General features: G+C 71.4%; 8 protein-coding genes and 1 pseudogene. 3 read left to right on the top strand and 6 right to left on the bottom strand.

Features of this window, described 5'->3' with window-relative positions; translation table 11 throughout:
- Position 1: 1 nt before the first annotated feature.
- Both ACIO3O_RS31065 and ACIO3O_RS31060 read right to left on the bottom strand, forming a co-directional pair.
- Positions 2-2,005 carry an FAD/NAD(P)-binding protein gene (locus ACIO3O_RS31065; protein ID WP_401751639.1) on the bottom strand — a complete coding sequence of 668 codons (2,004 nt, stop codon included), beginning with the start codon at positions 2,003-2,005 and terminating at the stop codon, positions 2-4.
- A gap of 424 nt (positions 2,006-2,429) precedes the next feature.
- Entirely contained in the window at positions 2,430-3,653 is a 1,224-nt protein-coding gene (locus ACIO3O_RS31060) for a DUF5685 family protein (protein ID WP_401751637.1), read from the bottom strand.
- A gap of 312 nt (positions 3,654-3,965) precedes the next feature.
- On the opposite strand from ACIO3O_RS31060, the gene ACIO3O_RS31055 reads away from it, so the two are divergent.
- Positions 3,966-4,406: a cell division protein SepF gene (locus ACIO3O_RS31055; RefSeq protein WP_401751635.1), complete on the top strand. Its 441-nt coding sequence runs from the start codon at positions 3,966-3,968 to the stop codon at positions 4,404-4,406.
- Positions 4,407-4,437: 31 nt separating this feature from the next.
- Here ACIO3O_RS31055 and ACIO3O_RS31050 read toward each other — a convergent pair whose 3' ends face one another.
- Entirely contained in the window at positions 4,438-5,631 is a 1,194-nt protein-coding gene (locus ACIO3O_RS31050; protein ID WP_401751634.1) for an acyl-CoA dehydrogenase family protein, read from the bottom strand.
- Between the two features lie 120 nt (positions 5,632-5,751).
- The gene (locus tag ACIO3O_RS31045; protein WP_401751632.1) at positions 5,752-7,449 is read right to left on the bottom strand and encodes an MFS transporter; all 1,698 of its coding nucleotides are present in this window, start codon (positions 7,447-7,449) and stop codon (positions 5,752-5,754) included.
- Positions 7,450-7,929: 480 nt separating this feature from the next.
- On the opposite strand from ACIO3O_RS31045, the gene ACIO3O_RS31040 reads away from it, so the two are divergent.
- Complete coding sequence (locus ACIO3O_RS31040) at positions 7,930-8,952, top strand: phosphatase PAP2 family protein (RefSeq protein WP_401751630.1); 1,023 nt, start codon at positions 7,930-7,932, stop codon at positions 8,950-8,952.
- A gap of 131 nt (positions 8,953-9,083) precedes the next feature.
- Here ACIO3O_RS31040 and ACIO3O_RS31035 read toward each other — a convergent pair whose 3' ends face one another.
- Complete coding sequence (locus ACIO3O_RS31035; protein WP_401751628.1) at positions 9,084-9,299, bottom strand: I78 family peptidase inhibitor; 216 nt, start codon at positions 9,297-9,299, stop codon at positions 9,084-9,086.
- 372 nt (positions 9,300-9,671) lie between these two features.
- On the opposite strand from ACIO3O_RS31035, the pseudogene ctaD reads away from it, so the two are divergent.
- Positions 9,672-11,345, top strand: a pseudogene (ctaD, locus tag ACIO3O_RS31030) (cytochrome c oxidase subunit I); the annotation flags it as partial.
- Here the strand turns inward: ctaD and ACIO3O_RS31025 are convergent.
- The gene (locus tag ACIO3O_RS31025) at positions 11,248-12,306 is read right to left on the bottom strand and encodes a helix-turn-helix transcriptional regulator (RefSeq protein WP_401751626.1); all 1,059 of its coding nucleotides are present in this window, start codon (positions 12,304-12,306) and stop codon (positions 11,248-11,250) included. The pseudogene ctaD and the gene ACIO3O_RS31025 sit on opposite strands and share 98 nt — an antisense overlap.
- Between the last annotated feature and the right edge of the window lie 40 nt (positions 12,307-12,346).

The following is a 12,346-nucleotide window of genomic DNA, read 5'->3' as shown; positions in this document are numbered from 1 at the left end:
GTCACTCCCCCTCCAGATGGTGCGTTTCCGGTACGAATAAGGGCCCGGCCGGCGCTCCCACGGGCACCGGCTCCGAGCCGCGCGCCCGCGCTCCGCCCCGCGCGTCCCGCACCTCGCCCAGCAGCCGCAGCAGTGCGCGCGCCGCCGCGTCGTTCTGCCGGAAGGCCGGAGCGTTCGTGCGCGGTCGGCTGAACGCCCCGCCGGTGCGGTCGGTGGTGAACGGGCCTAGGGCGAACCTCCGCCGGTGCGTCCCCGCGCCCGCCCCGCCCCCGGCCCGTACCCGGACCCGCCCGTCCTGCGGGTCCACCCGGAGCAGCCCGCTCCCGGCGGCGGCCTCGGCCCCGTCCTCGTACAGCCCCCTCAGCAGCGGGCTCGACGGCCGCGTGGCGCCCGGCACCCTGGCCTCGACCAGGGCCCGCGCCTCCACCCACTGCCCGGGCACGCTCGCGCTCCCGGCCCGGAAGACGCCGCGCTCCTCGTCGGCCTCCACCCGCACGTCCGCGCCGAGGAACCGGACGACTCCGGCCCGGGACAGCGCCAGCAGTTGCCGCAGCCTCGGTCCGGGCGGGCCCGAGCCCAGGTAGCTGAACATGCCGTGCCACCACTCGCCGCCCGCCCCGGTGTCGCCGAGCCCGACGACCTGTCCGTAGATGGAGAGCAGCGCGCCGAAGACAGCCAAGTCGGGACTGTGCAGCGGATCGTGACGTCGCGTCAGATCGTCGCGCACATGGGAGCGCAGAGCGTCCTGGAGCGCGTCGTACGACGCGAAGCGCCGCCCCTCCAGCGGCCGGTCCAGCGCGTCGAGGTCGAGCCGGTCCGCCGGATCGGGCACGGCCACGGCGAGCAGCGCCTGCTCCTCCGCACTGCCGGACGCCACGACGGCGTACCGCGTCTCGAAGTCGGCGCGGGAGAGCGCGGTGCGCTCGGGGTGGGCGGTGAAGAGCCGGTGGTAGTGGGCGTGCCCAAGCTCCTTCCTGATCAGCGGCCAGACGTCCCGCCGGAAGTCGATCCCCTCAGGGCGCGCCCGCAGTTCGGCCACCTGCTCGGGCCCGAAGAAGCGCGGCAGCGGGGGCTGTTCGCCCCCCGGCCAGGCGTACCCGATCTTGGAGCGGTACGGAACGCCCCGCCGCGACCCCACGTGCAGCACCGGCTCCCGCCCGGACGGCAGGTACCTCAACTCCCCCGCCCCATCGACCTCGTAGCGCCCGCCGCGCCCCTCGGTGAGCAGCACCATGAGGTCCACGAACGCCAGCCCGAAGCCCCGTACGAGCACGGGCTCCCCGGCCCGCAGCCCGGAGAGGTCGGCGTCGGCGGTGAAGGCGGGCGGCACGTGCGTCAGCCCGCGCCGCCGCGCGAAGTCGGCCAGAGCGTCGCGCACCGCGTCCTCTTCGGACTCCAGGTGGCCGAGCGCGAAGACCACCGCGTCCGCGTGCAGGGGTGCCTCGCGGCCCTCCAGCCAGACGCGCTGGCGCCCGTCGCGCGGCCCGGTGACCCGCAGCGCCCGGGTGCGGTGCTCGTGGACCCGTATCCCTTCGGGCAGCGCGGCGACCGCCTGGGCGTACGCCCAGGCCAGGTAGGCGCTCTGCACCCGGCGTCCGACGAAGTCGCGCGGCCCCAGCTCCGCCGCCTCCGCGCGCACGTCGGGATCGGCCGCCCCCGGCAGCGCGCCCTCCCGCACCAGCGCGATCCACTCGTCGAGGGTCGGCCCCGGCCGGACCGGTCCGGCCATGCGGACGCTGTCGTCGGTGAAGAGGGTGGTGTCCTGCGCACGGGAGTTCATCCACAGCAGCGGCGACTGGTCGCGCCTCCAGATCCGCCCGCCGCCGGGCGGGTACGGGTCGACGAGATGCACGTCCAGTCCCGAACTCCCCCACAACGACGGCGCGTTGGCGGCGATGCGTTCGAGCAGTCCGGTGCCGCGCGGTCCCGCGCCGATGAGCACGAGGCTCGGCACGGCGGTGCGCGGAAGGGAATCCGGGGAGGACAGAAGGGCTGAGGCAGGCATGCGGGGCTCCGTGAACGCAGGGTCCGGACAAGGGAGTCCACACCCCACCGGGCACAACTACGGCACGCGAGCGGGCACACACGGCGGCCCGAGCCCCTCAGCACGGTCCTGGACCGCACCTCGGGCACGGTCCTGGGGCGAGAGTACGACTGCCGATCCGTGACCTGTCAAGCATGTCCACACTGTGGGCAGCCCGTCTCACCTCGGTTGACGCCTCACGGAAACACCTGTTCCATGACACCCATGCATCCGCAGCAGTGGCTGGTCACGCGCTCCCACATCGACTTCGGTCGCGTGTGGTCCGCGTCCTGTTGAGCGTCCGACTCCACCCGCCACTGTCCGCTGCCCACCGGCCGTCGCCGCGCCCGGGCGCACACGCATCCGTACCCGCACCACTGCTGCACGCCCCCCTCGTACTCCGGCGTCAGCAGCTGCAGTCGCAGCCCCCGCAGTCGCAGCAGTTCCCACAGCAGTCGCAACCGTCGCAGCAGCTCCCGCAGTCGCAGTCGCAGTCGTCGCACCAGCCGTCGCGCTTCTGCCGCGACCACGGTCCTTCGTACTCGTTCGCACAGCACACCTGGCAGGTGCAGAACAGCCCGATCGCCACCATGCATCCGGCCAGCAGCCCGCGCGGGTTGCGGGGCGGGGGCGGCGGCGGGGTCGGCCCGCCGGGCTCCCCCGGCGGGGTCGGCGCGTAGGGGCCGCCCGGCGGGGCGTACGGATTGCCGTGCGCGTCGAGCAGCGCGGGCCCGTGTCCGGCATCCGGCCCGGCGTGTCCGGCGTGCCCGCACGCGTTCGTGCCGAACGCCCGGTGCACCGCCTGCTGGAGTTCGTGCGCCAGCAGGACGTGCACCAGTTTGCCGTCGACGAACTCGGCCTCGCGCAGCGCGAGCCGTACACCGTGCACCGCGTCGTCGCACAGCCGTCGCGCCTCGGCGAGCGAGGTGCCGGTGGCGGTGAGCGGGTTCCAGGCACCCGACGCGTCGTCAGCCGCCTTGTCCTCCACGGCGTCCAGCAGGTGCGCGAGCCGACCGAAGAGCCGTCCGGCCTCGGCGAGCGGCGCCGCGTTCGACGGGCGTCCGGCGAGCACCGCCGTGTGCGCGAAGGCGGCGGCGGTCGCGGTCTCGGTGGGCTCGGTGACGAAGAGCAGCGGGGTGCCGATCCCGGCGACGGCCTCGATGCCGGTCTGCCGGTCGACGGCGTCGACCAGGACCGCCGTGTCGAAGCCGAGCGAGCCGCCGATCCGCGCGCCCGCCCGGTCCCAGCCCCGGGCCACCCGGCGGGCGGCCAGCGCGACCGGGCGGCGGCCCAACAGCCCGTCCCGGTCGGCCACGTGGTCCCGTACCTTCGCCGACGCCAGCACCAGCGACACGGCGGCGGCGAGCCGCGCACCCTCGCCCTGCGCGACCGGAGCGGTGCGCATCGCCCGCAGCGGACAGGGCCCGGCGGTGCGCCGCCAGCCCGTGGAACGTATCGACTGAGCCTCCGTCAGAACCGAGACGATCAGGCCGTCGTAGTTGGTGACGATCCGTGAGAACTGGCCGTGGTCACTGCGCAGCGCCAGACACAGGCCGCACAGATGCGCCATCCACTCCGTCTTGAGCCCCTCGCTGAGCCGATGCGTGCATGGCCTGACGATGCCGAACATCCCGCGCCCCCGTTGTGCCGTCCGGCCGCCGCCGTCGGGCCGCCGAACACCTACTGAACTGTCCGTCAGGGATCGTACCGACGGCGTATGTTCACCCGACCGTCCCCCCGCTCACCCATCTGGCCCGATGGTGGGATTTACACTCTCCCGGCGGCCCCCGCAACGACGGAACCCCGGTAAATCACCACAACTTCTGCACCAGTACCGTCACGAAAACCCTGCGCGCCGCCTATCCACTTGGCGCGCAATCCGCATGATGGACGACCATAGGGGGAGCGGAACACAAGCAGACCGCGGTGAAAGGAGGCGTTCATGGGATCGGTGCGCAAGGCGAGTGCCTGGCTCGGACTCGTCGAGGACAGCGACGACGACCGCTACTACGACGACGAGTACGCCGAGGGGAACAACGAGACACCCGAGCCCTGGGTCACGGACCCGCGGGTCCGCGTCGTCTCCGAGAAGGCCGAGGACACCGGCCGCCGCATCGCGACCGTCTCCCCGGACGGCTTCCGTGACGCCCGGGGCATCGGCGAGCTGTTCCGGGACGGCATCCCGGTGATCGTGAACCTGACCGCCATGGAGCCCGGCGACGCCAAGCGCGTCGTGGACTTCGCGGCGGGCCTGACCTTCGGCCTGCGCGGCTCCATCGAGCGCGTGGCCACCCGGGTCTTCCTGCTGACCCCCGCCGACACGTCCATCGTGAGCGGCGAGGCCGCCGGCCGTCAGACCGGCGGCTTCTTCAACCAGAGCTGAGCCAAGGCACTCACCGGCACCCCGGTCCGGCCTACCGGAACGCGTCGAGCCCGGTGAGCGCCTTGCCCAGCACCAGCTGGTGCATCTCCACGGTGCCCTCGTAGGTGAGCACCGATTCCAGGTTGGTGGCGTGCCGCATCACGGGGTATTCGAGGGAGATCCCGTTGGCGCCGAGGATCGTCCGGCTGGTCCGGCAGATCTCGATCGCCTCCCGTACGTTGTTGAGCTTGCCGAAGCTGACCTGCTCCGGGCGCAGTTTCCCGGCGTCCATGCGCAGGCCCAGGTGGTGGGCGAGCAGGATCCCCTTGTGGAGTTCGACCGCCATGTCGGCGAGCTTGGCCTGGGTGAGCTGGAAGCCGCCGATGGGCCTGCCGAACTGCTCGCGGGTCTTCGCGTACGCGACCGCCGCCTCGAAGCTGGCGCGCGCCGCTCCCATGGAGCCCCAGACGATGCCGTACCGCGCGTGGCTCAGGCAGCTCAGCGGGCCCTTGAGACCGGTGACGTCGGGGAGGACCGCGTCGGCGGGCAGCCGGACCTCGTCCATGACCAGTTCGCTGGTGACGGAGGCCCGCAGCGACCACTTGTGGTGGATCTCGGGCGCCGAGAAGCCGGGGGCGTCGGTGGGGACCACGAAGCCGCGGATGCCCTCGTCGGTCTGCGCCCAGACGACGGCGACTCCGGCGACCGAGCCGTTGGTGATCCACATCTTGCGGCCCGTCAGCACCCAGTCGGTGCCGTCCTTCTTCGCATACGTGCGCATGCCCGCCGGGTCGGAGCCGTGGTCGGGCTCGGTGAGTCCGAAGCAGCCGATGGTCTCGCCGGAGGCCATGGAGGGGAGCCACCGCTGCTTCTGCTCCTCGGAGCCGAAGCGCCAGATCGCGTACATGGCCAGCGAGCCCTGCACGGAGACCAGGGAGCGGATGCCGGAGTCGGCGGCCTCCAGCTCCAGGCAGGCCAGGCCGTACTGGACGGCGGTGGCGCCCGCGCAGCCGTAGCCGGTCAGGGACATGCCGAGCGCGCCGATCGAGCCGAGTTCGCGGGCGAGGTCGCGGATGCCGGGCAGTTCGCCGCGCTCGTACCAGTCGGCGATGTGCGGTAGGACCCGGTCGGCGGCCCAGCTGCGGACGGTGTCGCGGATCGCGAGGTCCTCGGGGCCGAGCAGGTCGTCGATGCCGAGCGGGTCGGCGGGGTCGAACGGCGGAAGCTTCGCGGGATGTGCGGACATCGGGGGCCCTCCGACGGCTCTCTTAACTAGCAGTGTTAGTTAAAGCTCCCGGGAGACGGTACGGCTCCCGGGCCCGCCCCGTCCAGAGCCGCCACCCGCACGGGTGGCCCCGGCTCCGGGTCAGTCCCGGCCCACCGTGACCTCGGCGGGCTCGCGGGTCGCGGGCAGCGTGCGCGTCTCGGGCTTCTTGAGCGAGTGGGTGACCTGCCCGGCGGGAGCCTCGGCCGCGTCGTCGGCGTCCGCCTCCTGGCCCTTCTCCGCCTGGTCCATGCCGCGCGGCAGCTTCAGTGCGGCGACCGCGCCGACGAGCAGCAGGCCCGCGCTGGTCAGCAGGGTGACGTGGAGGCCGTGGACGAAGGCGGTGCGGGCCGCGTCGTACAGGGCCTTGCCCGCGGCGCCGCCGAGCTCCTTGGCCACCTCGTAGGCCTCGCCGAGCGAGTTCGACGCGTGCTTCGAGGCGCCCGCCGCGACGCCCTCGACGTGCTTGAGGCCGGGGGCGTACGCCGCGTTCATCACACTGCCGAGCAGGGCGATGCCCATGCCCGCGCCGAGCTGGTAGGCGGTCTCGCCGATGGCCGCGGCACCGCCCGCCGCGTCGACCGGAGCCTCGCTGAGCATCGACTCGTACGATCCGAACAGCGTGGCCTGGAGGCCGAAGCCGAGCAGGATGAACCCGCCCGCGAGCAGCCAGGGCCGGTCCTCCTGGCCCATCATCGTCAGCAGCGAGACCGCGGCCGCGGTGAGCGTGAAGCCGAAGGCGACCATCGCCCGGGGGCCGACCCGCTGGAGGACGTAGGAGCCGAGACCGCCCGCCACCATCGCGGCGAAGGTCAGCGGCAGCAGCCGCATGCCGGTCTCCAGCGGGCTGAGGTGCAGCACCAGCTGGAGGTACTGAACCGCGATCAGCTCCAGGCCGACCAGTGCCAGCATGCCCAGCACGATGCAGCCCACCGAGGTGGTGAAGGGCGCCCGGGAGAAGAGCTTCATGTCGATGAGCGGGTGCGTCCGGCGCCGCTGGCGGCGCACGAAGAGCACCAGCAGGACCGCTCCGGCCACCAGCGGGCCGAGCGTGAGGACGTCGAGCGTCGGCTCGCCGCTGCCCGCCCGCTTGACCCCGTAGATCACGCCGAGCACTCCGGCCGAGGCCATCAGCGCGCCGACCACGTCCCACGGGCCCTCGCCGCTGCCCTTGGACTCGGGCAGCAGCAGACGGCCGAGCGGGATGATCACGAGCATCAGCGGGATGTTGATCAGGAAGACCGATCCCCACCAGTAGTTCTCGACCAGGAAGCCGCCGAGGACGGGCCCGGCGGCGGCGCCGATGCCGGTGACCGCGGACCAGATGCCGATCGCCATGGAGCGCTCGCGCCGGTCGGGGAAGACCGCGCGGACGATGGAGAGCGTCGCGGGCATGATCATCGCGCCGCCGACGCCCAGCAGGACGCGGGCCGTGATGAGCAGCTCCGGGGTCTTGGCGAGGGCCGCCATGGCGGAGGCGACGGTGAACAGCGCGTAGCCGATCATCAGGACGCGCCGTCGTCCGACGCGGTCGCCCAGCGTGCCGAAGAGGATCAGCAGCGAGGCGCAGACGAGCGGATAGGAGTCGACGATCCACAGGAGCTGGACCGAGCCGGGACGCAGGTCCTCGGTGACCGAGGGGACCGCGATGTGCAGGATCGTCGAGTCGAGGGCGACCAGGATGAGGCTCAGCAGGAGGACGACGAGCACGACCCAGCGATTGGCCCCGTCACCGGAAAGGAGCCGTCGCCAAGGACCTCCCGCAGTCAGCTCTTTGCCGGCCGTGGTTGCCCTTGCCATGTACGTAACCTCCCAGTGAATCCCTCGCGCTCGGTGGGCCGCCGGGGACCTATCTGAAGTGATACGTCCTGGTGGGCCCGGCATCGACGGGCGAGTGAGCCGTCAGCGTACGCGAGTTCACCCCCGGGGCGCGTGGCCCATCTCTCACGGAAACGTCCCAGCCGGTGTGGCGTGCGCCACGCGGACACGCCACGCAGGGACACGCTCGGTGTCCTGTGGCTGGTTCCCGCCGGAGCGCCTCCGTACGCATGCCGATCCCGCACCGGGAGCGGATTTCCCGCCGGAATGATCACCCGGAGGAATTCACCGGATTCTCGGAGACTCCCAGGAACGGGCCCGGGGAAATAGGGCACAAGGTCCCGGGTCTTTCCCGAACCGCCGGGAATAAACCCCGTCGTGAGACACACCCCACATCACATGGTCATCACAAAGAGACAGGACCGGGCGGGCCCCACACTCACCCGCTGTAATGTCGATTGGGTGCGTATCGACAGAATCTTTGCCCGGCTGGACCGGGAACCGGAGCCCCCGGAGATTGTGGTGCCCGGCATGAGCCGGACCCGCAAGGTTCTCCTGGGGTCGACGGTGGCGTTCTACATCGCCATCGTCTGGCTGGTCCTGGCCTCCTCCTGGCTCGTGCTGCTCGACTGGAAGGTCATGCTCTTCCGGCCGTACGAGCAGTGGCCCGAGGTGCACGAGTTCCTCGACTACTTCGTGGTGCTCGGCCAGCGCGGTCCCACCGCCGTGATGATCGCGGCCTGGCTGGGCTGGCGCTCCTGGCGGCAGCACACACTGCGCCCGCTGCTGGTGATGGCCGCGTCCCTGCTGCTGCTGAACATCACGGTCGGCGCGGTGAAGGTCGGCCTCGGCCGTCTGGGCCCGCACTACGCGACCGAGATCGGCTCCGCCGAGCTGTTCCTGGGCGGCGACATATTTCCCTCGGGGCACACCGCGAACGCGGTCGTGACCTGGGGCATCCTGGCGTATCTGGCGACCACCCCACGGGCCAGGCGCTGGCTTTCGGTGATCTCGGCGACGGTCGCCCTGAGTGTCGGGGCGACCACGGTGTATCTGGGCACGCACTGGCTGAGCGACGTGCTCCTCGGCTGGGCCGCGGGCCTGCTGATCCTGCTGGCGCTGCCCTGGGTGGAGCCGACCATCGGCCGCGCCGAGGCGTACATCTTCGAACTCCGCGACCGCTGGCGCTCCCGCAGGCCGTTCGCCCCGGCCGCGCCCGGCGCGGTGGAGCCGGTCGCCCCGGTGGTCGTTCCCTCGATACGGCCCGGTTCCGACGCCTCTCCGGCCCGCGAGCCGGTGGGTTCGGGCGGCGGGCGGTACGCGAGCACCCGCCCCGCCCAGCATCTGCCCGCCCCGGCGGCGCACCTCGCGCCCCGGCCGCACGCGGTCCGCTCGGAGCGCGCGCCGGTCACTCCGGCGGGCAGCCGGCGGCCCCCGCAGGCGCGCGGCGGCAACGGGGCGCACGCCCCGCACCCGGCGCGCTGAGGGCGCCGCCGCCCGACCCCTCTTCGCCCGACTCCTCTTCGTACGCACAGGGAAGGCCCCGTACCGCAGCGCGCGGTACGGGGCCTTCGCCGTCTTCGCCGTGCGCCGGAATGCGGCGGGCGGAAGGGGGCTCAGCCGACCCAGCAGCGGGTCACCCGGCCGTCCTTGGCCTCGAAGTTGAGCCGCCCCTGGACGTACTCCATGGTGATGATGGAGCCCGGCGGAAGCGTCCTGACGGTGCTCCAGCCGCGTTCCCTCGCAGCGCGCTCGGCGTCCTCGGGGGCGAGGCCCACATAGGTGTCGGTGTTGTCGTCGGGCTGGGCGGGAGGTGTCGGTACAGGTGCCATGGGGGCCACCGTAGGGCCCGATACCCTCCCGGTCACGCTTGTGTCACAAGATCACGACAAAAGTTTGCCCGTGGTGCTTTCACTCGATGGGGCACATTACTTGTGTGCGAATACCGTGCATTCACCGGGGAATGGGCACGTTCGACGCCTTCTTCGATTTCCGCCCGAAGGGAATCGAACCACAGGCCAGGGCTATTCCGCGGAGTAGGCCGGGGATAAACGCGGCACCCCACTTCCTGCGGAATTCTTGATTCCGCATCAACTCGCCGCCCTCTCCGGTGATCCGATCGCGTACGCCCCCTGTCGGAGCGGGGGCCCGCGCGCGCATCATGTGTCGGGTTGGGGCCCGGTCCACGGACGCGAGGGGGCACGATGGGTACGGAGACCGTGGAGGCACCTGCCGCTCCACCTGCACCAGACCGGCGGCCGGGGCGGGTGGTCGTGGACTGGCTGACCACCACCGACCACAAGAAGATCGGGCACCTCTACCTGATCACGTCGTTCGGGTTCTTCCTGGTCGCCGGGCTGATGGCGCTGATGATGCGGGCCGAGCTGGCCAGGCCCGGACTTCAGCTGATGACCAACAACGAGTTCAACCAGGCGTTCACGATGCACGGCACGATCATGCTGCTGCTGTTCGCGACGCCGACCTTCGCGGGGTTCGCCAACGAGATCATGCCGTTGCAGATCGGCTCGCCCGATGTGGCGTTCCCGAGGCTGAACATGTTCTCGTACTGGCTGTTCCTGTTCGGCGGGCTGATCGTGCTGGGCTCGCTGATCGTGCCCGGCGGCCCGGCGAACTTCGGCTGGTTCGCCTACGCGCCGCTCAACAGCCTGACCCGCTCCCCCGGCATCGGCGCCGACCTGTGGATCATGGGGCTGGCGCTGGCGGGCTTCGGCACGATCCTCGGCGCGGTGAACTTCCTCACCACCATCATCGGGATGCGCGCACCCGGCATGACGATGTTCCGGATGCCCATCTTCACGTGGAACGTGCTGTTCACGTCGATCCTGGTGCTGGTCGCGTTCCCGGTGCTCGCGGCGGCGCTGCTGGTGCTGGAGGCGGACCGGCGGTTCGGGTCGATGGTCTTCGAGGCCGAGTGGGGAGGTGCGCTGCTGTGGCAGCACCTCTTCTGGTTCTTCGGTCATCCCGAGGTCTACATCATCGCGTTGCCGTTCTTCGGCATCATCACGGAGATCATCCCGGTCTTCTCCCGGAAGCCGATCTTCGGTTACGTGATGCTGATCGGCGCGACGATGGCCATCACCGGTCTGTCGCTGGTGGTGTGGGCGCACCACATGTTCGTCACCGGCGCGGTGCTGCTGCCGTTCTTCTCGTTCATGTCGTTCCTGATCGCCGTGCCGACCGGGGTGAAGTTCTTCAACTGGACGGGCACGATGCTCAAGGGCTCGCTGTCCTTCGAGACACCGATGCTGTGGTCGGTCGGCTTCCTGGTGAGCTTCCTGTTCGGCGGGCTCACCGGAGTGCTCCTCGCGTCGCCGCCGCTGGACTTCCACGTCTCCGACTCGTACTTCGTGGTGGCGCACTTCCACTATGTGGTGTTCGGGACGGTGGTGTTCGCGACGTTCGCGGGCTTCTACTTCTGGTGGCCGAAGTTCACCGGCAAGATGCTCGACGAACGGCTCGGGAAGATCCACTTCTGGACGCTGTTCGTGGGCTTCCACGCCACGTTCCTGGTGCAGCACTGGCTGGGCGTGGAGGGGATGCCGCGCCGGGTCGCCGACTACCTAGCCGCCGACGGCTTCACCGTGCTGAACACCATCTCGTCCATGGGGGCCTTCCTGCTGGGCCTGTCCACGCTGCCGTTCTTCTACAACGTCTGGAAGACCGCCAAGTACGGGGTGAAGGTGGACCGGGACGACCCCTGGGGGTTCGGGCGCTCCCTGGAGTGGGCGACGTCCTGCCCGCCGCCCCGGCACAACTTCGTCACCCTGCCGAAGATCCGCTCGGAGTCCCCGGCGTTCGACCTGCACCATCCGGAGATCGCGGAACTCCAGCAGCAGTCGCAGACGGAGCCCGCTCCCCTCGACCCAGAGCGTTTGCGAGGAGATCACGGGCCGCAGTGATCCGGCCGGTCAGCTCCACCGGCTCCACCACCTGGAACTCCAGCCCCAGCAACAGCACATGGATCACCAGGACGTCCATGGACTGCGCCCCGGTGCGCAGCAGGCAGCTGTCCGGACCGTCGCTCTCCAGCACGCCGTCGTCCGGCCCGACGACCTCCCGTGCCGTCTCGATGGGCACCAGCAGGCGCACGACGGCGGTCGCCGTGTACGCCCTCGTGGAGATCCCCTTCGAGACGTACGCGGCGAGGTCCTCGGCCGGGGCCTCGCGGGGCTCGAAGCGGGGTCCGTGCGGCGGCCTGGGGGTGATCCGGTCGGCCCGGAACGTACGCCAGTCGGCGCGGTCCACGTCCCAGGCCACGAGGTACCAGCGGCGCTCGGTGCACACCAGGCGGTGCGGCTCGGCCACGCGGCGGGTGGCGGTGCCGGAGTGGTCGCGGTACTCGAAGCGCAGGCGCTCGGAGTCCCGGCAGGCGGTGGCGAGTTCGGTGAGGACGCCGGGGTCGACGGCGGCGCCGCCGCTGCCGCGCAGCAGCGGCACGGTGAACGCGTTGAGCGCGCCCACCCGGCGGCGCAGCCGGTCCGGGAGGACCTGCTCCAGCTTGGTCAGGGCACGCACCGAGCTCTCGCCGATGCCCTCGACGCCCTGCCCGGCGGACGTGCGCAGGCCGACCGCGACGGCGACCGCCTCGTCGTCGTCGAGCAGCAGCGGCGGCAACTGGGCGCCCACGCCCAGCTGGTAGCCGCCGCCGGTGCCGGGGCTGGCGTTGACGGGGTAGCCCAGCTCACGCAGCCGGTCGACGTCGCGCCGCACGGTGCGCGGGGTGACGCCGAGCCGGTCGGCCAGGTCGGGTCCGGTCCATTCGCGGTGGGCCTGGAGCAGCGAGAGCAGACGCAGCAGCCGGGCCGAGGTCTCCAACATGCGGTGGAGTCTGCCAGGAGTCGCGGACAGGTACGGTCCG

Origin of the sequence: Streptomyces sp. NPDC087440 (genome assembly GCF_044744005.1) — a bacterium.
Classification (GTDB): domain Bacteria; phylum Actinomycetota; class Actinomycetes; order Streptomycetales; family Streptomycetaceae; genus Streptomyces.
Note: the sequence above shows the minus strand (reverse complement) of the source record. Positions and strands in the feature narration are given on the sequence as shown.